The organism is Streptomyces sp. TLI_55, assembly GCF_900206255.1.
Taxonomy (GTDB): domain Bacteria; phylum Actinomycetota; class Actinomycetes; order Streptomycetales; family Streptomycetaceae; genus Streptomyces; species Streptomyces aquilus.
The window spans coordinates 8658681-8681455 of record NZ_OAOJ01000001.1; the positions used below are offsets into that span (position 1 = coordinate 8658681).

The 22775-nt window shown below is 70.9% G+C and carries 21 protein-coding genes and 1 pseudogene; 9 read left to right on the top strand and 13 right to left on the bottom strand.

Annotation, left to right across the window (positions count from 1 at the left end; all coding sequences use genetic code 11):
- Positions 1–76 precede the first annotated feature (76 nt).
- From CRP56_RS39730 to CRP56_RS39740, 3 genes are read right to left on the bottom strand one after another with little or no spacing between them, the layout of a single operon-like run.
- Positions 77–1075 carry a beta-ketoacyl-ACP synthase III gene (locus CRP56_RS39730; RefSeq protein WP_097272500.1) on the bottom strand — a complete coding sequence of 333 codons (999 nt, stop codon included), beginning with the start codon at positions 1073–1075 and terminating at the stop codon, positions 77–79.
- The gene (locus CRP56_RS39735; protein WP_179851233.1) at positions 1072–1773 is read right to left on the bottom strand and encodes an HAD family hydrolase; all 702 of its coding nucleotides are present in this window, start codon (positions 1771–1773) and stop codon (positions 1072–1074) included. Before CRP56_RS39735 ends, CRP56_RS39730 begins: the two co-directional genes overlap by 4 nt.
- Complete coding sequence (locus tag CRP56_RS39740; protein ID WP_097272502.1) at positions 1773–2741, bottom strand: AfsA-related hotdog domain-containing protein; 969 nt, start codon at positions 2739–2741, stop codon at positions 1773–1775. Before CRP56_RS39740 ends, CRP56_RS39735 begins: the two co-directional genes overlap by 1 nt.
- Before the next feature lie 434 nt (positions 2742–3175).
- Between CRP56_RS39740 and CRP56_RS39745 the strand changes: the two genes are divergently transcribed.
- On the top strand, positions 3176–4666 hold the full coding sequence (locus tag CRP56_RS39745; protein ID WP_218878013.1) for an FAD-dependent monooxygenase: 1491 nt from the start codon (positions 3176–3178) through the stop codon (positions 4664–4666).
- Positions 4667–4682: 16 nt separating this feature from the next.
- Positions 4683–5681 carry an aldo/keto reductase gene (locus tag CRP56_RS39750; RefSeq protein ID WP_179851234.1) on the top strand — a complete coding sequence of 333 codons (999 nt, stop codon included), beginning with the start codon at positions 4683–4685 and terminating at the stop codon, positions 5679–5681.
- A gap of 63 nt (positions 5682–5744) precedes the next feature.
- Here CRP56_RS39750 and CRP56_RS39755 read toward each other — a convergent pair whose 3' ends face one another.
- The 3 genes from CRP56_RS39755 to CRP56_RS39765 are packed head-to-tail and all read right to left on the bottom strand — an operon-like array spanning position 5745 to position 7961.
- Positions 5745–6593 carry an SDR family NAD(P)-dependent oxidoreductase gene (locus CRP56_RS39755; RefSeq protein WP_097272506.1) on the bottom strand — a complete coding sequence of 283 codons (849 nt, stop codon included), beginning with the start codon at positions 6591–6593 and terminating at the stop codon, positions 5745–5747.
- Positions 6590–6931: a cupin domain-containing protein gene (locus tag CRP56_RS39760; RefSeq protein ID WP_097272508.1), complete on the bottom strand. Its 342-nt coding sequence runs from the start codon at positions 6929–6931 to the stop codon at positions 6590–6592. The genes CRP56_RS39755 and CRP56_RS39760 overlap by 4 nt, the downstream gene beginning before the upstream one ends.
- Positions 6921–7961, bottom strand: a complete 1041-nt coding sequence (locus CRP56_RS39765; RefSeq protein WP_179851235.1) for a phosphotriesterase family protein — start codon at positions 7959–7961, stop codon at positions 6921–6923. The genes CRP56_RS39760 and CRP56_RS39765 overlap by 11 nt, the downstream gene beginning before the upstream one ends.
- A 229-nt stretch (positions 7962–8190) precedes the next feature.
- Here CRP56_RS39765 and CRP56_RS39770 point away from each other — a divergent pair, with 229 nt between their 5' ends.
- Genes CRP56_RS39770 through CRP56_RS48670 form a run of 3 tightly spaced genes read left to right on the top strand, consistent with a single transcriptional unit; the run spans position 8191 to position 11709 of the window.
- Positions 8191–8916: an SDR family oxidoreductase gene (locus CRP56_RS39770; protein ID WP_179851236.1), complete on the top strand. Its 726-nt coding sequence runs from the start codon at positions 8191–8193 to the stop codon at positions 8914–8916.
- Positions 8913–10181, top strand: coding sequence for an MFS transporter (locus tag CRP56_RS39775; protein WP_097272514.1), 1269 nt, complete (start codon positions 8913–8915; stop codon positions 10179–10181). Before CRP56_RS39770 ends, CRP56_RS39775 begins: the two co-directional genes overlap by 4 nt.
- Positions 10174–11709, top strand: a complete 1536-nt coding sequence (locus CRP56_RS48670; RefSeq protein ID WP_257041586.1) for an FAD-dependent oxidoreductase — start codon at positions 10174–10176, stop codon at positions 11707–11709. The genes CRP56_RS39775 and CRP56_RS48670 overlap by 8 nt, the downstream gene beginning before the upstream one ends.
- 90 nt (positions 11710–11799) lie before the next feature.
- Here CRP56_RS48670 and CRP56_RS48065 read toward each other — a convergent pair.
- From CRP56_RS48065 to CRP56_RS39795, 3 genes and pseudogenes are all read right to left on the bottom strand, one after another.
- Positions 11800–12573, bottom strand: a pseudogene (locus CRP56_RS48065) (helix-turn-helix transcriptional regulator); the annotation flags it as partial.
- A gap of 378 nt (positions 12574–12951) precedes the next feature.
- Entirely contained in the window at positions 12952–14397 is a 1446-nt protein-coding gene (locus CRP56_RS39790; RefSeq protein WP_097272517.1) for a GntP family permease, read from the bottom strand.
- A 130-nt stretch (positions 14398–14527) separates the two neighbouring features.
- Entirely contained in the window at positions 14528–15514 is a 987-nt protein-coding gene (locus tag CRP56_RS39795; protein ID WP_097272518.1) for a tripartite tricarboxylate transporter substrate binding protein, read from the bottom strand.
- Positions 15515–15612: 98 nt separating this feature from the next.
- Here CRP56_RS39795 and CRP56_RS39800 point away from each other — a divergent pair, with 98 nt between their 5' ends.
- Positions 15613–17262 carry a sensor histidine kinase gene (locus CRP56_RS39800; RefSeq protein WP_097272520.1) on the top strand — a complete coding sequence of 550 codons (1650 nt, stop codon included), beginning with the start codon at positions 15613–15615 and terminating at the stop codon, positions 17260–17262.
- A complete protein-coding gene (locus CRP56_RS39805; RefSeq protein ID WP_097272521.1) occupies positions 17259–17951 on the top strand; it encodes a response regulator in 693 nt (230 codons plus the stop codon). Before CRP56_RS39800 ends, CRP56_RS39805 begins: the two co-directional genes overlap by 4 nt.
- Before the next feature lie 34 nt (positions 17952–17985).
- On the opposite strand, the gene CRP56_RS39810 is transcribed toward CRP56_RS39805, so the two are convergent.
- On the bottom strand, positions 17986–18462 hold the full coding sequence (locus CRP56_RS39810; RefSeq protein ID WP_097272522.1) for a MarR family winged helix-turn-helix transcriptional regulator: 477 nt from the start codon (positions 18460–18462) through the stop codon (positions 17986–17988).
- 67 nt (positions 18463–18529) lie between these two features.
- On the opposite strand from CRP56_RS39810, the gene CRP56_RS39815 reads away from it, so the two are divergent.
- Positions 18530–19450 (top strand): alpha/beta hydrolase, encoded by a 921-nt coding sequence (locus tag CRP56_RS39815; protein WP_097274957.1) that lies wholly within the window; start codon positions 18530–18532, stop codon positions 19448–19450.
- On the opposite strand, the gene CRP56_RS39820 is transcribed toward CRP56_RS39815, so the two are convergent.
- Positions 19441–20286 (bottom strand): helix-turn-helix transcriptional regulator, encoded by an 846-nt coding sequence (locus CRP56_RS39820; protein ID WP_097272525.1) that lies wholly within the window; start codon positions 20284–20286, stop codon positions 19441–19443. The two genes, CRP56_RS39815 and CRP56_RS39820, sit on opposite strands and share 10 nt — an antisense overlap.
- Before the next feature lie 200 nt (positions 20287–20486).
- On the opposite strand from CRP56_RS39820, the gene CRP56_RS39825 reads away from it, so the two are divergent.
- The gene (locus tag CRP56_RS39825; RefSeq protein ID WP_097272527.1) at positions 20487–21455 is read left to right on the top strand and encodes an SDR family oxidoreductase; all 969 of its coding nucleotides are present in this window, start codon (positions 20487–20489) and stop codon (positions 21453–21455) included.
- A 40-nt stretch (positions 21456–21495) separates the two neighbouring features.
- On the opposite strand, the gene CRP56_RS39830 is transcribed toward CRP56_RS39825, so the two are convergent.
- Both CRP56_RS39830 and CRP56_RS39835 read right to left on the bottom strand, forming a co-directional pair.
- Complete coding sequence (locus tag CRP56_RS39830; protein ID WP_143664977.1) at positions 21496–21735, bottom strand: hypothetical protein; 240 nt, start codon at positions 21733–21735, stop codon at positions 21496–21498.
- Positions 21732–22775 (bottom strand): LLM class flavin-dependent oxidoreductase, encoded by a 1044-nt coding sequence (locus CRP56_RS39835; protein WP_097272531.1) that lies wholly within the window; start codon positions 22773–22775, stop codon positions 21732–21734. The genes CRP56_RS39830 and CRP56_RS39835 overlap by 4 nt, the downstream gene beginning before the upstream one ends.

Genomic DNA, 22775 nt, shown 5'->3' on the forward strand with positions numbered 1-22775 from the left:
GGCGGGCCGGGGTGAGGGTGTGAACGTGCTGGTGTGACCCGGGCGTTGACCGCGCCCGGTGTCGACGTGCCGTCGGCTACGCGGACTTCAGCGCGGGCCAGGTCAGTGCCGTGGCTCCCCAGGTGGCGCCGCCTCCGAAGGCGGCCAGGACGACTCGGGCGCCGGGGGCGAGCTCTCCGGTCTCGTGTGCGTGGGCCAGGGCGAGCGGGATGGAGGCCGCCGCCGTGTTGCCGACCCGGTCCAGATGGATCACCAGCCGCTCCACGGGGATGTCCAGCTGCTCCGCGACGGCGTGCAGGATGCGCAGGTTGGCCTGGTGGCCGACCAGCCGGTCGACGTCGTCCGGCTGCCATCCGGTGTGGGCGAGGGCGGCGCGTGCCGATTCGGTCATCCGGGTCACCGCATGCCCGAACACCTCCCGGCCGCGCATGGAGAAGTAGCGGTCGGCCGGATCGGCGTCTGGGTGCGGGCGAGGCTGCTCGGAGCCGCCGGCCCGCACCGTGATCAGGTCGGCGAGCGAACCGTCGCTGCCGAGCACGATCCGGCCGAGGGCGCCGGGCTCACCGGGCTCACCGGCGCGCAGCACCACGGCGCCCGCACCGTCGCCGAACACGACGGCGCTGGAGCGGTCCTGCGGGTCGATGAGGGTGCTGAAGGCCTCGGCGCCGATGACGAGGACCTGTTCGGCGGCCCCGGACGCGATCATTCCGGCGGCGGTGGTGAGTGCGTAGAGGAAGCCCGTGCAGACGGCGGAGACGTCGAAGGCCGGGCGTCCGGTGAGGCCGAGGCGGCGGGCCACCTCGGGGGCGGTGGCCGGACAGGGGCGGTCGGGTGTGGTGGTGGCGAGCACCACCGCGTCGACGTCCGCGGTACCCGCCGACCGCAGGGCCCGTGCCCCGGCCTCGGCGGCGAGGAGGGAGGTGGGCATGCCGGCGGAGACGAAGTGCCGGGTACGGATGCCGGTGCGGGTGCGGATCCATTCGTCGGAGGTGTCCATACGGGCGGCGAGGTCGTCGTTGCCGACCACGTCGGGCGGCAGCCAGGCGCCGATGCCGCTGATGACGGCCGCTGTCACGGGCGGCCTCCCGGGGCGACGACGGCCGGGCCGGCGCTTGCCGCGCCCGCGGTGACCAGCGCCTCGACCCTTGCCGTGACGTCCGCGGCGTCGGTGAAGAGCACGGCGTGCCAGCCGGCCTGTGCGGCGCCCGCGCAGTTGACCGCGAGATCGTCGACGAGCACACACTGCTCGCCGGGCACCCCGGCCCGCTCGGCGGCTCTGCGGAAGATCTCCTGCTCGGGCTTGCGGCAGCCGGACTCGTACGACAGCACCACCGCGTCGAAGAGTCCCTCGGGCGGCACGGCCAGCCGCCAATGCCGGTCCCAGGCGGGCGGCATGTTGGACAGCAGCCCGACGAACACTCCCTGTCGGCGCAGCCGGTGCAGGGTGTCCAGCCAGGGCTGGTTGACCGCGCGGTCGGCGAACCAGCGGGCGGGGTAGTCGCTGAGGTCGACGTGGATGCCGCTGTGCGTCGCGAGCACCTCTTCCATCCGGCGTTCCCAGGTCTCCTGGGTGAGCAGCGGGGTGTCGAGGGGTGCCATGGCGTCGTCACCGGCCCCGCAGTCGCGGGCCACTTGCCGCATCGCGGCGAGGAGCGTGGCCGAGGGCACTTTGAGCCGGGCGCAGAAGGGCTCCAGCGTCTCGGCCACCGGCGGGGTCAGCACGCCGCCGTAGTCGGTCCAGACCGCGCGCACCGGCCCGGTCGCGGGCGCCATCAGTGCTCCTCCGCGATGCCCACGGCGATCTCGCTGACGACGATGCCGTCCTGCCGGAAGCGCACGGCGACCTCGTCGCAGCTGTGGCGCACGGCGGCGACCCGGACCGGGGCGTCGAGTTCGGCGAACCGGGCGAACCTCGACCGGTAGCCGGTGATCCGCACGCCGGTGCCCGCCGCGAGGAGCGCGGCCTGCCGGGCGGCCTCCATGAGGATCATCGCCGTGTAGTGGTCCTGCGGGTGATCGAAGTGCGTACGGTGCCCGGACGGCACCGCCACCACGGCCGACACCCCGCCGGCCACGTGGCGGGCGTCGGCGAGTGCCACGTTGGCGGGGTCGCGGCGGGCCACGTCGGCGGGCGGCACGGGTGTGCCGGGCGGTACGGCGGGCAGCGCATCGGACAGCGGGGGCGCCGACCTGCGGTGGTAGCGGCGGACGAGCTCCGCCTCCTCCGCGGGCGAGTAGCGGGCGGAGATGTCGCAGCGGCCTAGGAACGTGTCACCGAGGGAGAGCTCCATGACGTACCGTGCGGCCCGTACCGTCCCGGAGCGGACCTGGCTGCGGGTGACCGCGGCCTTGATGTCCAGCTCGCGGGGCCGGTCATGGGGCGGGAGCGTTGCGTCGCCGGTGAGGGCGAGCGTCCATTCGGTGACGTGGAAGGCGCTGTCCCTGGCGACGTCGAGGCCGCGGTGGGCGATGCAGGTGGCGAACTGCCGGCAGCACTCCAGCAGGAGCATGCTGTCGGGACGGTCGGCGGCCGGGCCTGTGTGGTCGCCGAAGTAGTAGTGTGCGGGCGGCAGTTGGGCCGCCGCCAGATAGGTGTCCGAGGACAGGTCGGCGTAGTCGGTGAGGAAGACCTCGCTGACCGCCCAGCGGTGGACGTCCGCGCGGTCGACCGTGCGTCGGTAGGAGAGGGTCGGAGCGGTGGTGGCCGCGTCCGGGGCGAGGGCGCTCTGGGGGAGGGGCATCGTGTGCTGCTCCTTGGGCAGTGGCCGGGCTCGTGGCTCACATTCTTCGAACGTCGGACAGCCGTCAGCCAGAGCGTTCTGCCACCTGTGCGGCTCATACCCTTGAAATCGGTACCAGTTACCCGGGGGTGAAACGCCCGTTCCGCCCTGCTTTGCGCCCGTTGACAGTTCCCAGCGTCCTGTCGACGACACCTCGGCGGCGGGGCCTACGCCTGCCGGCGACCGGAGCCGCCACCGGAAGTCACGTCAGGGTGGTGCCGGGCTCAGGGGTATCACACCCACCACGACCCACCCTTTGATTTCGTGCACGATGGTCATCCGGCGTGCACCGGCCCCATGAGCCGACGGGGCGCCGTCTTCTCCCTCACCCCCCACCCGTACACCCCTACCCCCGCACGCCCGTTCCCCCGAACGCAGGAGGTGTGACGCTCACCGTGGACAGCGAAGCACTGGTCGTCGGCGCAGGGCCGACCGGCCTGATGATGGCCACCGAGCTGCTCCGCCGCGGGATCGACACCAGAATCGTCGATCGCGCGGCCCGAAGGAACCCCCATGCAAAGGCGATTGTCCTCCAGCCGCGCGCACTGGAGGTGATGGCCCGCCTCGGCCTGGAAGAACGCATCCGCGACGCGGCCCTGCCGCTCGTCGCCGCCAACTACTACACCCGCGGCCGCCGCGTCGCCCGTATCAACTTCCGCGGTCTGAAGGGCAGTCGCTTCGGCACCCCCCTCTCCCTCCCGCAGAACGAGACCGAGGGACTCCTGCTCGAAGCGCTGCACGAAGCGGGCGGCCGGGTCGAGTACGGACACCGGCTGACAGGCCTGGCGCAGGACGCCGACAGCGTGGCGGCCGACCTGTCGGGGACCGTCCACCGCACGGGCCGGCTGCTCGGCTGCGACGGTGCGTACAGCGCGGTCCGCGAGCAACTCGATGTCGCTTTCACGGGGCCGACCTACCCCCAGTCGTTCGTCCTCGTCGACGGGGAGTGGGACACCCCGCTCGCCCCTGCCGAGGCGCACTACTTCATGGGTCCCGCGGGTGTGCTGGTCGTCGTCGGTCTCCCCGGTGGTCTCATACGTGTCTTCGGCAGCGCCCCCGAGGGCGCCACCGAGGAGAACGTCGAGGAGACCGTGCGGGCGATCGCCGCCGAGCGCAGCCCGGTCCCGCTGCGGCTGGCCTCCGCCGCCGGCGCAGGCCACTTCCGGGTGCACCGCAAGATGGCCGACCGGTTCCGTGAGGGGCGGGTGCTGCTGGCGGGCGACGCCGCGCATGTGCACAGCCCGGCCGGCGGGCAGGGCCTGAACACCAGCATCCAGGACGCGCACGAAGCGGCCTGGCGCCTCGCCGACGTGATCCGCGGCCGGCTGCCGGAGGCCGCGCTCGGGGCGTGGGAGCGCGAGCGCATGCATGTCGCGCGAGCCGTGGTCACCGACACCGACCGGCAGACCCGGCTGTGGACCTGGGGCGGCTGGCGCGAGCGGGCCCGCGACCTCGCGGCGTCGGCCGCCGAGCGCAGCGGTGTCCTGGACCGCGTCCTGCCGTCCCGCTTCGCTCAGATGGACCTGCGCTATCCCGCCGAGGGCCCCGCACTCGGGCCCCTCGGCCCCGGAACGCGGCTGCCGGACATCCCCCTTCCGTCCGGCGGCCGCACCCACGACCTGCTGCGCGAGGGGCGGCACGCGCTGCTCGTCCTCGCGGGGCGTACCACCCCCTTCGCCGAGCGGGACGTACCCGTCTGCGCGCATCTGGACGCGCGGACCGCGCGCGCCCTGGGCGTACGACGCCCGGGAGCCGTGCTCGTACGTCCCGACGGCGTCGTCGCCGCGGCCGCCGCCCTCGCCGACCCCACCGCCCTGCGCCGCCTCGAACAGCTCCTGCCCGCCCGCCAGGGCGGCCCCGGGACCACCACGACCCACCACCCGTAGCCCACGAGGAGAAGGCATGACCACCACCACACCGCACATCCTGGACCGCGTCCTGCTCGGCGGCCGGCTGGAGGTGTCCGCGATCGGCCTCGGCTGCATGGGCATGGCCGAGTTCTACGGCGACCGCGACGAAGCCGAGTCGATCCGCACCATCCACGCAGCCCTGGACCGGGGCATGGACTTCCTCGACACGGCGGACATGTACGGCGCCGGCCTGAGCGAGGAGATCGTCGGCCGCGCGCTGGCCGGCGGCCGGCGCGACCGGGTCACGCTCGCCACCAAGTGCGGGCTGATCAGGACCCCCGACGGGGTACGAGTCGACGGCAGCCCTCGGCACATCGCCCAGGCCGTCGACGCCAGCCTCAAGCGCCTGGGCACCGACCACATCGACCTGTACTACCTGCACCGGGTCGACCCCCAGGTGCCCGTCGAGGAGTCGGTCGGCGCCATGGCGCAGCTCGTCGCCGCCGGGAAGGTCCGGCACCTGGGGCTCTCCGAGGCCGGTTCCCAGACGATTCGCACCGCCCACGCCGTACACCCCATCACGGCGGTGCAGACCGAGTACTCCCTGGCCAGCCGCAACCCCGAGCGCTCGGTGCTGCCCACGGTCAGGGAACTCGGCATCGGCTTCGTCGCCTACAGCCCCTTCAGCCGCGGGCTGCTGTCCGGCGAGCTCTCCGGGGCCGAGCTGGCCCCGGACGACATGCGGCGCGGTCTGCCCCGGTTCTCCGAGGACAACCTCGACGTCAACCAGCGGCTGGTCGCCAGGATCGGCGAGCTGGCGTCCCGACTGGGCTGCTCACCGGCGCAGTTCGCGCTCGCGTGGCTGGTCGCGCAGGGGGTCGTACCGATCCCGGGGGCTCAGAAGCGCACGCACATGAACGAGAACGCCTCCGCCGGAGCCGTCACCCCGACTCCCGAAGTGCTGCGGGAGGTCGACGAGATCGCGCCGCCCGGTGCCTTCGCCGGCGAGCGGTTCCCCGAGCACCTGCTCGCCATGGTCCAGGAGGACTGAGAACACGAGGAAGGGGCCCGGTGCGGTCGGCGCACCGGGCCCCTTCCTCGTGTCCGTCGTACGTCACCAGGACGTGCCGCCCGCCCGTTCCGCGGGCGCGATGAGCTGGTCGGTGAGGGAGGTGAGCCGCTGCTGGGTGTCGGCGCTGTAGGCGAGACGGTGCGCCTTGGCCCGCCGGCTCTCGTTGTAGTACTGGCCGCTCGCGCCCCCTGCGCCCTCGTCGAGGGCGTGCAGTACGGCGGCTGTTCCCTCGGCCACCGAGGACCAGGGGCGCACCCCGGCCTCGACGACCATCGTGGTGTCCATGTAGTTCGCGGGGTGCACGCAGTTGACCCCGATGCCGTCGCGGGCGTACTCCTCCGCGATGGTGAACGTGAAGGCGGCCAGTGCGAACTTGCTGCGGGTGTACGCCTCCATGCCGTCGTAGCGCCGGGTGAACTGGACGTCGTCCGGGTCGACGGGGCTCTGTCCGATCGAACCGATGTTGAGCACCTGTGCCGTACCCGCCGCCCGCAGGGGTGAGCGCAGCGCGCGGGTGAGGACCACCGGCGCCAGGTAGTTGACGGCCAACCTCAGTTCGTAGCCGTCCCGGCTCAGTTCACGGCGGCGTGCGTCACGCCCCGCGCCCACGCCCGCGTTGTTGACGAGCAGTCCCAGCGAAGGGTGGTCGGCGGCCACCCGCCGGCCCAGTTCGGCGGCCTCCGCCAGCGAGGCGAGGTCCGCGACGTACGGCTGGGCCGTGCCGCCCGCCGCGCGCAGCTCGTCGACGACAGCGGCGCACTTCTTCTCGTCCCTGCCGTGCACCAGAACGGTCCAGCCCCGGTCGGCGAGGGCCCGGGCGAGGCTCCGGCCGAGACCCGAGGTGGCCCCGGTGACCAGGGCGGGGGCGCTCGGCGGCAGTTGTCGGCTCATGAGTTCGGTCCTTCCTCCGGCGCGCTGGGCGTGCGGAGTTCGATGGCGACCATGACGAGAGTCCGGTCGGAAAGGTTGTGGACGTAGTGCCGCATGGGCAGGTGTTCGCCGCGGTTGTGCACGACCTGTCCCGTCTCCAGCGCCACCGCTTTGATCAACTCGCCGTTCTCGTCCAGGGATTCACCGTGCGCCCCGGAGAGCACGACGGTCACCCAGGGGTGGCGGTGGGTGTGGGCGGGCCGCTGCTCGCCGGGGGGCACGGTCTCCACCCAGCACTTGACGTGCTCGTCGTCGACGAGCAGCTCGGCCCCCAGCTCCTCCCAGGGTTCAAGCGGCATCCCGCGCCTCCGTACGCTCGCCGGCGGGGCGGGGCGCGGCGATCCGCGAGAGCAGCCGCCGGGGGTTGTCGACCAGCAGGGTGCGCACGGTCTCCTCGTCGATGCCCGGCTCTTTGAGGAGGAGGGGCAGGACGCGCTCGAAGAGATGCACGTAGCTCCAGCCCGGGTAGGTGCGTTCCCGCTGCTCGACCGTCAGGTAGTCGATGTGCACGGGGTGGTCCTGCGAGACGAGCAACTGGGCCGTGTGGCCCGCCCGGACGAGCGCGGCCAGGGTGGCGTTGCGCTGCTCGTCGGGGGCGAACGGGGTCATGCCGTAGCGGTCGTAGCCCAGGACGCAGCCGGTGTCCGCGAGGGCGCGCAGGCCGTTGAGGTCGGCCGAGTCCCCGGCGTGCGCGACGACCACGGAGCCCGCCGCCACTCCCTCCTTCTCCAGGAGCCGCACCAGGTGGACGCCGTTGCCCTCGAACGGGTCGCAGTGCACCACCACCGGTACGCCGGTGTGCCGGTGCACCTCGGCGACGACGGCGGCCATCCGGTGCGCCGACGCGTCCGGCGGGGTGCGTTCGCAGGCGAACTTCACCAGGCCCGCCCGGACTCCGCTGTCCGCGATGCCCGTGGTGACGTCCCGCAGCAGCAGCTCGATCAGCGGGTCCTCCGCCTCGATGGCGGCGCCGGGGCCCCGGAAGCGGGCGAAGAGCGGTATGCCGTCGACGCTGTAGACACCGGTGGCGAGCACGATGTTCACCGCCGTGCGCTCGGCGACGGCACGCACCAGGTCGATGTCGCGGCCCTGTCCGAGCACCGTCATGTCCACCAGGGTCCGCACCCCGGCCGCGTAGGCCTCCTCCAATTGGCGCACGGCCTCGCGCACTCCGGCCTCACGGTCCCACAAGTGGGGGAAATTCGACTGGAATTCGGAACTCAGCACGAACAGATGCTCGTGCGCGAGCGTGACACCCAGGTCCGCCGCGGCGACCGGCCCGCGCACCGTCGGCACCGGGTCGTGCGGGAGGGGACTTTCCGTACGCACAGACAACCGCCTCGGAATATCGGAACAACCGGAAGGGCGCCGGGCAGGTCGATGCACCCGACAACAACCCATGGTGGCCCGCTCGCGAAGGCCTAACCAGGTGGTGTTCCAACTAGCATGAAACTTCGTCTCCCTGCCTCTGGCGTCGGCTGACAGCCTCGTTTCAGGCCGGGCGGTCATCTCCGGCCGGCCGCTACGCAACCCGTTCGCTCGTCACCAGGAGACAGCCTTGTCCACTTCCCCCTCTTCCCTTTCCGGCGCCCGTGTAGTGGTGATCGGCGGCTCGTCCGGCATCGGCAAGGCGGTGGCCCGGCAGGCCGCCGCCGCGGGTGCGCAGGTTGTCGTCGGCTCCCGCTCCCAGGACAAGCTGGAGCAGACCGCCAAGGAGATCGACGGCATCACCACCGGTGTCGTGGACGTGACCGACGAGGAGAGCGTCGCCGCCTTCTTCGCGGGCATCGACTCCCTCGACCACCTCGTCGTCTGCCCCGGCGACATGGCCGTCGGCTCCGTGTACGACGTGTCCCTCGACGCGGTGCGCGCCGCCCTCGACACCAAGATCGTCGGCCAGCTGCTGAGCGTCCGGCACGCCGGCAAGAAGATCTCGGGCCAGGGTTCGATCGTGCTGATCGCCGGTGCGGCCGGCTTCAAGTCGTACGCCGACATGAGCGCGACCGCCGCCGCCAACGCGGGCATCGGCGGCATGGGCCGCTCCCTCGCCGTGGAACTCGCCCCGGTGCGCGTCAATGTCGTCGTCGGCGGTCTGATCGACACCCCGCTGTGGTCCTTCCTGCCCGAGGAGGCCCGCGCGGGCCTCTTCGAGCAGACCGCGCAGAGCACCCCGGTGGGCCGCGTCGGACAGCCCGACGACGTCGCGGCGACGGTGCTGCACCTGCTGGAGAACACCTTCGTGACCGGCGCGGTGCTGCACGTCGACGGCGGCGGCACGCTGTGAGCGAGGCGGCACACGGCGGCGCGACGGGCCTGGCAGGGCCCGCCGCGCCGCCGCGGCCGCCGGTCGGCCGGATCACCGTGCTGCTGCTCGCGGCCGCGTGCGGTCTGTGCGTGGCCAACCTCTACTACCTCCAGCCGATCCTGCCCGAGCTCGCGGCCTCGCTGCACCGCACGCCCGGCTCGCTCACCTCGTCCGTGTCGGCCACTCAGTTCGGTTACGCCCTCGGCCTGTTCGCGCTGGTACCGCTGGGAGACGCCGTCGACCGCAGACGGCTGCTCACCGCTCTGGTGGCCACGGCCGCCGCGGTGCTCGCGGTGATTCCCTGCGCCGACGGCGGGCTCCTCGTGGGCCTGTTCTTCCTGCTCGGCCTGGTGAGCGTCGCCGCCATGGTGATCGTTCCGCAGGCCGCGGGCATGGCACCGCCGGAGCGGCGCGGGCAGGTGGTGGGCACCGTGATGACCGGAGTCATCCTCGGCGCGCTGCTGTGCCGGACCTTCGCCGGCGTGGTGGCCGAACTCGTGGACTGGCGGGCCGTGTTCTGGGGGGCGTCGGCCCTGATGCTCGGGGTGGGCGTGATGCTGCGCCGCATCCTGCCCCCGCAGCCCGCCGGGAGGCCGCTGACCGTGCGCGGGTACGCGGCGCTCATCGGCTCGCTGTTCTCCCTGCTCCGGGCACGGCCGGTGATCGTGGAGCGCTGCCTGTACGGCGCCCTGGGATTCGCCGCCTTCACCGTGCTGTGGACCGCCGTGCCGCTCCGCCTGATCCAGGGGCCCTATCACTACGGCTCGGCCGCGATCGGCGCGATGGGGCTGCTCGGTGCGGGGGGCGCCCTCGGCGCCAACCTGGCGGGCCGCTTCGCTGACCGGGGGCGTCAACGGACCGTCAGTGCCGCCGCGTTCGCGCTCATCACGGTGTCGTTCGCCGTGGTGTCGGTCCTGTCGTCCTCGCTGCTCATGCTCGGCACGGCGATTCTCCTGATCGACTTCGCGGTCCAGGCCGCGCACATCTCCAACCAGACAACGGTCTTCGCCCAGGTCGGCGACGAGATGCGCAGCCGCGTCACGACCGTCTACATGACCTGCTACTTCCTCGGCGGGGCAGCGGGCTCCGCGCTGACGGGTCCCCTCTGGGCGCACGGCGGTTGGCGGGACACCGCCCTGCTCGGCAGTGCCGCGGGCGCCTGCGCCCTGCTCCTGCTCCTCGGCCGCGCCGCGGTGCGCCGCGCGGCGACCTCACGAAAGGCGATGGCGGCCATCGATGACTGACATATCCGATCCCGTCCTGGCTGTACCCGGAATCCCGGCACAGGGCATCTCGGCGATCACCCCGGCCGACCCCCGCTACCTCTCCCTCACCACCCGGTCACGCAACACGCGCTTCACCGGCCGGCCGGACCGGGTCCATGTGCCGCGTACCGCCGAAGAGGTGCGCCGGGCCGTCGCCGCCGCCGTCCGCGACGGGGCGCGGCTCGCGGTGCGCGGAGGCGGCCACGGTCTGGAGGGCCTGGTGGACGATCCGGCGGTGCGCACGCTCATCGACCTGTCCGAGCTCGACGACATCACGTACGACGAGGGCCGGGCGGCCTTCGGTGTCGGCGCGGGCGCGCTGCTCGGCTCCGTCTACCGCTCCCTGTATCTGAACTGGGGCGTGGCCCTGCCGGGCGGCACCTGCCCCTCGGTCGGACTCGGCGGTTATGTCGAGGGCGGAGGATTCGGCGCGCTGTGCCGACAGCACGGGCTGATCGTCGACCACTTGGAGGCGGTGGAGGTCGTCGTCGCCGACAGCGCGGGGGAGGCCCGCACGGTGGTCGCCTCCCGGTCGCCCTCCGACCCGTACCACGATCTGTGGTGGGCGCACACCGGCGCCGGCGGCGGCAACTTCGGCGTGGTCACACGCTATTGGTTCCGCTCCCCGGAGGCGGACTCGGACGCCCCGCGGGATGTGCTGCCCCGGCCTCCGAAGACGGTCCTGTTCGCTTCAGCGGAGTGGCCCTGGGAGTCGCTGAGCGAGCGGGACTTCGCCACGCTCGTCCGCAACCACGGCGACTGGCACAGCACGGAGGACGCCACGGACCCGACGTACGCGAGTCTGTACAGCGCGCTGTACCTCAACCAGCATGCGGTCGGCCGGATCACCCTCAGCGCGCAGCTGGACGCCTCGGCTCCCGGCGCCCGCGGCCGACTGGAGGAGTACGTCGCCGCCGTGGGCAGCGGCGTAGGGACCCCGTGCCGGATCACCTACACGCAGATGCCCTGGCTGCGGGCTACGCAGCGGGACGTGGAGAACAGGGGAGAGCTGACACGCTCCAAGAGCAAGGGCGCCTATCTGCGCAGGCCGTACGCGGCCGCCGAGACGGAGCTGCTCTTTCGGTATCTCTCCGACCCGGACTACGACGGTCATACCACGGTGGTGCTGTTCTCCTACGGCCGGAAGGTCAACACCGTGGACCCCGCGGCCACCGCGGTCGCGCAGCGGGATTCGGTCCTCAAGAGCTATCTGGGCACCTATTGGACCGATCCCGCCGACGACGAGCGGCACATCCGCAGACTCCGGGAGCTCTACCGGGACTTGTACGCGGAGACAGGCGGAGTACCCGTCTCCGACGCACGCACCGACGGCTCGTACATCAACTATCCGGACGTGGATCTGGCCGATCCGCGCTGGAACACCTCAGGCGTTCCCTGGAACACGCTGTACTTCAAAGGGAATTACCCCCGACTCCAGCGGGTCAAGGCCGTCTGGGATCCGCGGAATGTCTTCCGGCACGCTCTGTCGGTACGGGCGTCCGACTGAGCCACCGGACGAGCGGAGCCGCACCCGGATCCGCGCCTCGACCAGATCACGGAAGCGGTCGACCAGCCGGCTGTCCAGAACGGGCTGGTAGACGACGAGGGTGGCGTCCACGCCCGCGAGCCGCAGCTTCACATAACCGAGTTCGATCCGCCCCAGCGTCGGATGGTCGAAGCAACGGACGGACGGCACGGACGGAGCCAGGTCGAGCCGCTCCCACAGTTCCTGGAATTCCGGGTGCTCGGCCTTCAGGGCTTCGATCATCTTCGCGTATGCGGGATGGGCGAGCTGGTCGGCGGCCTGTGCGCGGAAAAGGGCCGCCGCTTCGAGAGCGTCCTGCTCCCAATTCGGGTGCATTTCCCGGGCCCGCTCGTCGAACATCATCACGAGAGTGTTGCGACGGCAGTGCTCCAGGGATTCGAAATAAGGAAAAAGCGCGCAAAATCCCTGATTCCACGCCAGCACATCGAACCGATGATTCACGATGAAGGCGGGCAGCGGATCCTGGAATTCAAGGAAGGTCAGATACTGCTCCGGAATGTGCTCCCGCGAGCACGGCACCCGCTCCGTCGGCGGTAACTCACCGGCCAGCCGGAACAGATGTCCGGTCTCCGTCGTATCGAGCTGCAGGGCCCGCGCGAGACCGTTCAGGACCTGGCTCGACACCCTGATCCTGCGGGCCTGTTCGAGCCACGTGTACCACGTCACACTCACGCCGGCGAGCTGTGCGAGTTCCTCTCTGCGCAGCCCCGGCGTACGACGGCGTCCGTACGAGTTCTTGATGCCGACGGCTTCCGGCGCAACCCGCTCGCGTCGGTTGCGAAGGAAGGCGGCGAGCTCTTTTCGTTGCTGCTCGGTAATTGCCATGGTGTACTCCCCCTCAACGTGATGCGGCCCCGTCGGACCCCATCGGGGCCCCTCGACCTTACCTCGTTCAGCGTTACATGAGTGCAACAGGCACTGATCGCAACACTCCGGCAAACACCGTGTTTGCGGGTTTTTTTGAAGGTTTTTAGCTTGCGACTCCCGTGAAACTCCGCCTTAACGCTCTCGACGTCCTCGTTTCTCGCGCAGCATGATCGGCGTTCGAGAGGGGAACGCGATTTTACGCACGCGGGACGGCGGGGCCGTCTCCCGGTCGGGGACGGCCGCCAACTCGCCTTCTCGCTCCGGAACGCCTCCGAGTCCCTCCTGCTGCTTCGCAGTGCGGTGTGCACCTGAAGGTGCACACCGCACATCGGGCCGTCAGGCGAACACGGACAGGAGGAGCGCCATTCCGAGGCCGAGCACGCTCACCAGCGTCTGCACCACGGTCTGTGTCTTCGTGGCCTGCGTGAGATCCATGCCGAAGGATTCCTTGACCAGCCAGAAACCGGCGTGGTTCACATAGTTCAGCCCGAGGGACCCTGCCCCGATGGCCACCACGAGCAGCGATGCCTCCAGACCGCCGCCGTTGACCATGGGGGCGATGATGCCGGTGGCGGAGACGATGCCGACGGTGGCGGAACCGGTGGTCAGCGACAGCAGGAGCGCGATCAGCCAGCCCAGCACGATGACGTTCAGATGCGCCCCCTTGGCGGCGGAGGCGATCGCGTCGCCGATGCCGGAGTCCTGGAGAACCTGCTTGAACGCACCACCGCCACCGATGATGAGCAGGATGGCGGCGATGGACTTCAGGCTGTCCGTCAGCGAGGCGCGGATCTCCTCGCCGGAGCGGTGCGTGCCCAGAGCGGTCACGCCGAGGGCGAAGAGCAGTCCGGCGAGCATCGCCACGACGGGCTCGCCCAGGAAGGTCAGCGCGGAACTCAAGGTGCTCGTCTCGTCGAGCACGGTCTCGGCGAGGGTCCGCAGCAGCATGAGGCCGACCGGGACGAGCACCGCGGTGATGGCCAACCCGGTCGGTATCCGGGAACGGGACGGGACGACCGTATCCGCCGAGGACGCGTTCGCTGCGCCGGCCGTCACGCTGACCGGCGACTTCTCCCGGACCGACTGCGACGCACCCGTGAACTGCGCGACCAGAGCCTCGTCCGGGCGGACCTCGGCGAGGCGCGGCGCGATCCACCGGGCGTAGACGGGACCGGCCAGGATCACGGTGGGGACGGCGCAGACGAAGCCGACGACCATGGTGAGGCCCAGGTCGGCGTGGAGACCGGTCATGGCGGTGAGCGGACCGGGGTGCGGCGGCAGCATGCCGTGCAGGGTGGACAGCGCGGCGATGGCCGGTACACCGAGCAGGACGTACGGGGAGCCCTTCGTGCCGCCCTGGGCCTCCAGCCGGCGCGCCACGCTGAAGATCAGCGGCAGCAGCACGATCAGGCCGACCTCGAAGAACATCGGGATGCCGATCACGAACGCCGCGGCCGTGACCAGCCAGGGCAGCCTTTGAGTGCTGGAGCGGTCGATCAGGGCGTGGGCGAGGGCGTCGGTGGCGCCCGAGTCGGACAGCAGGCGCCCGAGCATGGCGCCCAGGGCCAGGGTGATGCCCACATCGCCGAGGGTGCCGCCGGCCCCGTCCTCAAGGGACTCCACCAGTTTGGCGGCGGGCTCACCGGCGGCGAGGCCGGTGCCGACGGCGACGACGATGAGCGCGACGAACGGATGGATGCGCAGGCGGGAGTTGATGAGGTAGATCAGCGCCGTGATCGCGATGGTGAGGATGAGCAGCAACCACCAGGTGTGCGTGGTCATGCGGGTGCCCTACTTTCTTTGCTGCTTTCGACGGACGGGTGAACGGACAGGTGAGGGGCATGGCGAAGTGAGCCGCGGCGCAGAGGGGTGGTGGTGCGGCTGGTGTGAGGAGGGGCGGGCGGTGGCCCGGTCAGTCCAGTCCGAGATCCCTGACGAGACGGGCCACTGAGGTGTCCTGTTGCGACAGGTACGCGGCGAAGGCGTCGCCGGTGGTGAACGCGTCGGTCCAGCCGTGGCGGCGGAGTTCCGCTTTCCATTGCCGGGACCGGTGCATCGCTGTCAGCGCGTCGATCCAGCGCTTCCGGTCGGCGCCCCGGATGCCGGGCGGCGCCACGACTCCCCGCCAGTTGCTGAAGACCAGGTCGATGCCGGACGCCTTGAGGGTCGGTACTCCGGGCAGGGCGTCGATCGGTCGTGGGCTGGTCACCGCGAGGACCCTGAGCTGACTGGCGTCGATCTGGTCGAGGAACTCGCCGAAGCCGGTGGTGGCGAAGTCGACCTTGCCGTCGAGGAGAGCGGGCAGCAGGTCGCCGCCACCGCCGTCGTAGGCGACGTAGCCGACCCGGTGCGGGCCGATGCCGACGGCCTTGGCCAGCTCCATGGCCAGCAGGTGGTCCGGACCGCCGAGTGAGGATCCGCCCCCGACCTTCAGGCGCGCGGGGTTCGTTTCCCAGGCGGCGATCAGATCGTCGATCGACCGGTAGGGCGAGTCACGGCGCACGACCACCGCGCCGGCCTCCTCGACGAGCCGGGCCAGCGGAGTCGTCTCGATGACGGACGCCTTCGTGTGGGCCACGTGCGACGCGCCGATCACTCCGAGACCCATCTGCAGGACGAGCCTGCCGTTGCCCCGCTCGTTCACGATGCGCTGCAGGCCGACCGTGCCGCCTGCGCCCGGCAGGTTGAAGACCTGCACGCCGGACTCCACACCGGTCTCCTGCAGCACGCGGGCCACGGTCCGGGCCGTGGTGTCGTAGCCGCCACCGGGGGTGTTCGGAACCATGATCCGCAGCCCGGTGTCGGCCGGTTCCCCGTCGGGCAGCATCTGGCACCCGGTGACGAGCAGCACTGACAGCACGAGGAGGGCGCCGCGAAGGGCGTGCGAGCGACCTCTCATGGCACCTCTCTTCCGCAGCCGTCGGGATGGACGTCATGATTGTGCAGCCCGTGGTGGGAGCCGCCCACTTTGTGTCAGCAGTAGAGATTGAGTTCGTTGTGGTCACCAGTTTTCGACGCCACACCCTCGCGGGCGAGATGCTGGCGTTGCAGCTCGCCATCGTCGTGGTCGTGCTGCTGGCGGTCGCGGCGCTCTCGCTCGCCCAGTCGGAGGCCACGTTCAACCGGGTCGAGGGCCGCCGTGTGAGTGCGCTGGCCGAGCAGTTGGCTGCCAATCCACTGGTGCGGGGCCAACTCCCGCGTCCGGCGCCGGAGGAGACGCTGGCCCCGCTGACGCACTCCACGCTGGTGCAGTCCGGGGTCACCTCCGTGACGATCGCCGACTCCTCCGGTCGCATCGTCAGTTCGACCAACCCGACGGTCCTCGGTGACCGGTTGCGGCTCGGACCGGGGGTGGCCCGCGGACGCGGCTGGTCCGGCTCGCTCACCTGGGACGGCAGCCGCGAACTGGTGGCGCAGGTGCCGGTGCTCGGCGCGGCGGGCGGTGACCTGGGGCGGACCCTGGGGACCGTCATGATCGGGGAGGCGTCCCCGACGGTGTGGCAGCGGCTCAGCGGTGCGTCTTCCTACCTCCTCGCCTACCTCGGCATCGCCAGCGGGCTGGGCCTCGCCGGCTCCTGGCTCCTTGCCCGCCGGGTCAAACGGCAGACGCTCGGTCTGGAGCCACGGGAGATCACCGGCCTCGCCGAACACCGCGAGGCCATGCTGTACGGGATCGCCGAGGGCGTGGTCGCCCTGGATCCCCAGCAGCGCCTCACCCTGGTGAACGAGGTGGGCCGACAGCTGCTCGACCTGCCCGAGGAGTGCGTGGGCCGGACGCTGGACGACCTCGGCATCGACGGCCGTCTGCACGACGTCCTCACCGGCACCCGGCCCGAAGCGGAGCACGGACCCGACGAAGTGGTCATACGGCACGGTCGCGTGCTGGTGATGAACCGGATGACCGTCACGAAGAACGACCGCCGGCTCGGCTCGGTCACCACGCTGCGGGACCGCACCGAACTGGCCCGGCTGGAACGCGAGATCGGTTCCTTCCGCAGCACGTCCGAGCTGCTACGGGCCCAGACACACGAGTTCGCCAACCAGCTGCACACCATCTCCGGACTCATCCAGATCGGCGAGCAGGACGAGGTCGTACGCTACGTCCGCGCGCTCACCCGGCGCCGCCAGTCCCTGGACATGACCATCGGCCGCCGCGTCCACGACCCCGCCATCGCCTCCCTCCTCATGGCCAAGGACTCCCTCGCGGCCGAACGCAGGATCACCCTGAGGATCTCGGACGACACCTCCCTCGGCCGGCTTGCCGCGGAGGACGCCGCCGACGTGGCGACCGTGGTCGGCAACCTGGTCGACAACGCCATCGACGCCGCCGCCGGAAGCGGCCCCGGCGATCCAGAGCCCTGGGTGGAGGTCGAACTCCGGCAGGACGCGTCCAGCGTGGAGATCGTGGTGTGCGACTCGGGCCCCGGCGTGGCCCCCGAGCTCGCCCGAGAGGTCTTCCACCACGGCTTCACGACCAAGGCCGCCACGGAAGGCGAGCGGGGCATCGGCCTGGCCCTCACCCAGCTTGTCTGTGAACGACGCGGCGGGGAGATCAGGGTGGCCAACACCGCCGACGGCGCCCGGTTCACGGCCCGTATGTCCGTGAGCCCTTCCGTGGCAGCGGTCGAGGAAGGAGCAGCGCCATGAAGGACCCCTCCGGCACGATCGACGTCCTCGTCGTCGACGACGACTTCATGGTGGCCCGGGTCCACCGCACCTTCGTCGAACGGGTGCCGCCCTTCCGGGTCGTCGGCACCGCGGGCACGGGTGAGCAGGCCGTCACCGCAGTCGACGAACTGCGCCCCGACCTGGTCCTCCTCGACCTCTATCTGCCCGATGTCTTCGGCCTGGACGTCATCCCGCGACTGCGCGCCGCGGGACACGACTGCGACATCATGGTCATCAGTGCCGCACGCGAGGCCGACACCGTGCGCGGCGCGGTCCGCCACGGTGTCGTGGACTACCTGCTCAAACCCTTCGACTACGAGGACCTGAAGCCCCGCCTGGACCGGTACGCGGCACGCCGGGGCCGGCTTCTCACCACGGTGGTGCGCGGTCAGGCCGACATCGACCGGGCTCTGTCCGCCGGGCCCGTCCCCACGGCCGTCGCCCGCCTCCCGAAGGGCCTGAGCGTGGAGACCGCCGACCTCGTCGAACGCACGCTCCGCGATACGGACGGCACCCTGTCGGCCGCCGAATGCGCGGCGGCCACCGGTATCTCCCGCGTCAGCGCCCGCCGTTACCTGGAGCACTTCCACACCACCGGCACGGCGGACGTGTCCCTGCGGTACGGCGCGGCAGGGCGGCCCGAGCGGCGCTACGGCTGGCGGGACTGAGGCGGCGGGCCGCCGCACCGGATGTCGATGCCGGTCAGCCTGTGGGCAGGCCGATCTGGTCGCGTTCGAGCACGGAGCGGAGCTCCGAGAGGACCTGTACGACGGCCGGCCCTGAGGGGCCGTCGAGGGTGCCGTGGGTCAGCTCGGTCAGCGCTTCGGTGAAGGTCGCCTCCGCCGCCTCGACGAGTTGCAGACCGGCATCGGTCAGGTCCAGCAGGGATGAGCGGCGATCCGATGGATTGGTTCGCCGTACGACCCATGCCTGCTTCTCCAGGCGGTCGATGCCCTTGCTGGTCGCACCGATCCCGATGGCGAACTCGGCGGCAAGGTCCGCCACCCGGGACCCGGGGTGGTCGCGCAGGAAGCGCAGGGACTCGAACTGCGAGGTGACGATCCCGTGCCGCTCGCGCAGACGGTCGTTGAGCGCGTTGTAGAGGCGCGTCTCACAACGAACGAGGTCGTCGAAGAAGCCGGGGAGGTCGATCCGGCCACCGCTTGACTTAGATGCCATGGCATATATCTTAGTTTATATGCCGAGGCATATAGTTCCTTGGCATCCACTTGCGATGGAGGCGATCATGAGCAGGCAACAGCGCGCGGCGATCGACGCGATGGTTCGGCAGCCTCGGCCGGAGGACCCCGGGACGGTGGAGGAACTCCGCGCCGGGTTCAGGGCGATGATGGCCGAAATGATCGTCCCGGCAGAGATCCGCACCCGGACTGCGACGCTTGGCGACCGCCCCGCGGTGCTCGTCGAACCGGCCGGCACTCCGAAGGCCGGGACGATCCTCTACTTCCACGGCGGCTCCTACGTGGTCGGCTCACCGGAGACGGCGATGGCACTGACCGGGAACCTGGTGACCAGAACTGGATTCCGGGCGTTCTCGTTGGACTACCGGCTTGCCCCTGAGTACCCGTTCCCCGCCGCGATCGAGGACGGGCTCAGCGCCTACCGCGCACTTCTCGACAGCGGCGAAGACCCTTCGGCGATCGCGTTCGCCGGGGACTCCGCCGGTGGCGGCCTCACTGCCGCCGTCTGCCTCGCCGCTCGTGGCGCGGGCCTGCCCATGCCCGCCGCGATCGTGGCGTTCTCGCCCGGACTCGACATGACCCGGACCGGCGAGAGCATGGACAGCAAGGCGGGCATCGATCCCTTCTTCACGCGTGCGGGGATGGAACACACCGGGGCCATGTACCTCGCGGGACAGGACCCGTGCCAGCCCCTGCTCAGCCCCGCCGTCTGCGCCGACCTGACCGGTTTCCCCCCGATCCTTCTGCAGGCGGGCACCAACGAAATGCTCCTGGACGACTCCACGCGCATGGCCACGCGCGCGAGGGAAGCCGGGGTCGACGTCATCCTGGACGTCACGGCAGACGTTCCCCATGTCTTCCAGGCGTTCGCCGGTGTTCTGGACGAAGCCGACGAGGCACTGGACCGCGCCGCCCTGTTTCTCAGTCAGCACATGTCGGCACGTCACTCACCGGGGAGTCACGCCTGAAAGATCTGTTGATCTCCGATGACGGAGAGAAGCCGGAGTTTCTCGTGGCTTTCGCTGCCGGGGACGGCTGTGTAGACCAGAAGCATGTGTGACTGATCGGGGTCGAGAAGCACCTGGCAGGAGAGTTCGAGATAGCCGATGTCCGGGTGCACGTACCGCTTGGTGTCGTTGTAGCGGATACCGACTTCGTGTTCGTCCCAGACGGCGCGGAATTCTTCGCTGCGGGCCATCAGCAGCTGCTGGAGGTGCGCGGCCGGCGACTCGGGTCCGCGCAGGGTCACGAGCCGGCGGAGACCGGAGGCGAAGACGCGGGAGTGCAGCGCGTGGTCGTCGGGGTGGTACAGGGCGCGGACGGCCGGGTCGGTGAACCATCGGTACCCGATGCTGCGGGCCGGGCCGGTGTAGCGGGTGAGGTCGCCGGTGAGGGCGACGGCGAGCGGGGTCTGCCGGAGTGTCTCGCCGAGTTCGGTGACGATTTCGGCGGGGGTGTCGCTGAGCCGGTCGAAGATGCGCAGCAGGCCGGGACCGATGTGTTCGCCGGCGGAGCCCCTGGTGGGCGGAGTGTGCCCGGCGAGGCGAAACAGGTGGTCGCGTTCGTCGAGGGTCAGATGCAGACCCTGGGCGATCGAGGCGATCATCTGCTCGGACGGGCGCGGTCCGCGCTCCCGCTCCAGCCGGCTGTAGTAGTCGGCGGAGATGTGGCAGATCGCGGCGACCTCCTCCCGGCGCAGTCCGGCCGTCCTGCGCCGCTGTCCACGCGGAAGGCCGACGTCCTCGGGCTGCAGCGACTCCCGGCGGCGACGCAGGAATTCGGCGAGCCCGCCTCGATCGATCACGGCTTCTTCCTCCCTGAGTGCCGACGCTCTTTCGTTCTACCACCCGCGCCGAACCGGAGCCTGGGCCTGTCGATCCCCCCTTGGGCCGCCCTCCTCGGTCAGGCGAGCCTCGGATCGAGAGGCCGTGGATACGCGCGCTGATCAGGTGCAGCTTTGAAACGCATCGCCGTAGGGGTCGATATGAGAAGCGAGGAAGACACATGGCACGTACCCGACCGGACATCACCGTTCCGGACCTTTCCGGGAAGCTGGCCGTAGTCACCGGTGCCAGCGACGGCGTCGGACTGGTCCTGGCCGGCCGGCTGGCCGCCGCCGGTGCCGAGGTCGTCATGCCCGTCCGCAACCGTCGCAAGGGTGAGGCGGCGATCGCGAAGGTCAAGCAGGAGCACCCGCGGGCGGTCCTGTCGCTGCGCGACCTCGACCTCTCGTCGTTGAGCTCGGTCGCCGCGTTGGGCGCCGCCCTCGTCGCCGAGAACCGACCGATCCACATCCTGGTCAACAACGCCGGCGTGATGACGCCACCGGACCGGCAGACCACCGCGGACGGGTTCGAACTACAGTTTGGCAGCAATCATCTGGGTCACTTCGCCCTGGTCCGCCACCTGCTGCCGCTGCTGCGCGCAGGCCGCGCGCGGGTGACCAGCCAGCTCAGCGTCGCCGCCAACGAGGGGTCCATCAACTGGGACGACCTGAACTGGGACCGGTCCTACAGCGGCCGCCGCGCGTACAGCCAGTCGAAGATCGCGTTCGGTCTCTTCGCGCTGGAACTGGACGTCCGCAGCCGGACCGAGGACTGGGGAATCACGAGCAACATCTCCCACCCCGGTATCGCACCGACCAGCCTGCTGGCCGCCCGCCCCGAGGTCGGCCGGGCAAAGGACACCACAGCCGTACGCATGATCCGCATGCTCTCCCGCCGCGGCATCCTCGGCACGGTGGAAAGCGCGGCACTGCCCGCCCTGTACGCCGCCACCTCCCCGGACGCACGCGGGGGCCGGTTCTACGGGCCCAGCGGCTTCCAGCACCTGTCCGGCCCGCCCGCCGAACAGCCCCTCTACTCCCGGCTCCGCAGCCTGGAGGAGGCCCGGCGGGTCTGGGAGGTCTCCGAAGAGCTCACCCATGCCGCCTTCCCGGCGCTGTCCGGGGCCGATCCGATGGGCGGCAGGTGAGGCGGTACCAGTCGGTCAGGGTCTGCGGAAGCCGCAGGGCCTACGCGGTTGCGGACGGTGTCGGGTCGAGGTCGAAGCGGTGGCGCGGAGCGGACCAGTTCGCCGCCGCGGCCACGGTCCGCTCGACATCCTCCTGGAGCAGCAGGCGCCGCGCCACGAGGTCCTCGGCCGTGGCGGTGATCACCTCGTGCGCGCCCGTGTCGGCGAAGCGGTGCCGGTCGGCGAACGGCTCACGGCGGTGCATCTCCAGTTGCACGGACGGTTCCGGGAGGGGACTCATCGGACCGCTGCCTCTTGTGCCGCCACGGCGGCGGGGCGCCAGCCCAACTCCGGTGCGATCAGGTGCCGTACGTCGTGCAGGATCTGTTCGTACTCCTCGCGGTGGAACTCGTACGGCAGCTCCAGGCGCAGCTCCGACACCTGCGCGAGGACCGGATCGGCGGTGAGCCGTTCGAGGATCTGCTCGGCGGTGCCGACCACGTCCGGGGCGAACAGAGTCCGTTTGGGACCCTGCGGTGCCAGGGTCCGTTCGTGGCGGCCGGCCGCGTAGGCGCGGTAGCGGGCCCGGCCGGCCGCGTCGGCACTGTCGAAGGGGACGATGACCCGGCCGAGCGCGACCCGGGCCGGAGTGCTCGCGGAGAGTGTGCGACGGTACTCGGTCAGCAGGTTCAGCTGGGCCGTGGTGAAGTCGTCGGTGCCCTCGCCGGTGACGATGTTGCCGGACAGCAGGCTCAGCCCGCTCTCGGCTGCCCAGCGGACCGAGCGCAGGCTGCCGCCGCCGTACCAAATGCGGTGCGCCAGCGCGGGGTTGTGCGGTTGCAGCCGCGGGCGCTGGACGTTGCCCGGCGAGTGGATGACCGTGTCCGGACCGCCGAGGTAGTCGCCGCGCAGGTTGTCGAGGACGCGGGCGATCCTGCCGTACGACAGGTCGAGGCCGCGCCAGTCGCCCTCGTGCACGAGGTCGCCGAGCAGGTCGGCGTGCGGCATCCCGGTGCTGAAGCCGACCTGGAGCCGTCCCCGGGACAGGACGTCGGCCAGCGCGAGGTCCTCGGCGAGGCGGAAGGGGTTCTCGTAGCCGATCGGGATGACGGCGGTGCCCAGTTCGATCCGCTCGGTGCGCTGGCCGGCCGCGGCGAGGAACACGGCGGCCGATCCGACGCCGTGTTCGAGGTGGCGCTGCCTGATCCAGGCGCCGTCGAAGCCCAACTGTTCGCCGTGATCGAAGAGTTGGAGCGTCTCCTCCAGGCCCGTGTACGGGTCGTCGTCGGCGAAGTTGCCCGGGGTGAGGAAGGCCAGTGACGTGATGGTGGGAGTGCTCAT

Excerpts from the sequence above, each read along its gene's own strand:
- CRP56_RS39735 (WP_179851233.1), bottom strand. The coding sequence starts at position 1,773 with ATGGCGCCCGCGACCGGGCCGGTGCGCGCGGTCTGGACCGACTACGGC.
- CRP56_RS39740 (WP_097272502.1), bottom strand. The coding sequence starts at position 2,741 with ATGCCCCTCCCCCAGAGCGCCCTCGCCCCGGACGCGGCCACCACCGCT.
- CRP56_RS39750 (WP_179851234.1), top strand. The coding sequence starts at position 4,683 with ATGACCACCACCACACCGCACATCCTGGACCGCGTCCTGCTCGGCGGC.
- CRP56_RS39755 (WP_097272506.1), bottom strand. The coding sequence starts at position 6,593 with ATGAGCCGACAACTGCCGCCGAGCGCCCCCGCCCTGGTCACCGGGGCC.
- CRP56_RS39760 (WP_097272508.1), bottom strand. The coding sequence starts at position 6,931 with ATGCCGCTTGAACCCTGGGAGGAGCTGGGGGCCGAGCTGCTCGTCGAC.
- CRP56_RS48670 (WP_257041586.1), top strand. The coding sequence starts at position 10,174 with ATGACTGACATATCCGATCCCGTCCTGGCTGTACCCGGAATCCCGGCA.
- CRP56_RS39790 (WP_097272517.1), bottom strand. The coding sequence starts at position 14,397 with ATGACCACGCACACCTGGTGGTTGCTGCTCATCCTCACCATCGCGATC.
- CRP56_RS39795 (WP_097272518.1), bottom strand. The coding sequence starts at position 15,514 with ATGAGAGGTCGCTCGCACGCCCTTCGCGGCGCCCTCCTCGTGCTGTCA.
- CRP56_RS39805 (WP_097272521.1), top strand. The coding sequence starts at position 17,259 with ATGAAGGACCCCTCCGGCACGATCGACGTCCTCGTCGTCGACGACGAC.
- CRP56_RS39810 (WP_097272522.1), bottom strand. The coding sequence starts at position 18,462 with ATGGCATCTAAGTCAAGCGGTGGCCGGATCGACCTCCCCGGCTTCTTC.
- CRP56_RS39815 (WP_097274957.1), top strand. The coding sequence starts at position 18,530 with ATGAGCAGGCAACAGCGCGCGGCGATCGACGCGATGGTTCGGCAGCCT.
- CRP56_RS39825 (WP_097272527.1), top strand. The coding sequence starts at position 20,487 with ATGGCACGTACCCGACCGGACATCACCGTTCCGGACCTTTCCGGGAAG.
- CRP56_RS39830 (WP_143664977.1), bottom strand. The coding sequence starts at position 21,735 with ATGAGTCCCCTCCCGGAACCGTCCGTGCAACTGGAGATGCACCGCCGT.
- CRP56_RS39835 (WP_097272531.1), bottom strand. The coding sequence starts at position 22,775 with ATGAGCACTCCCACCATCACGTCACTGGCCTTCCTCACCCCGGGCAAC.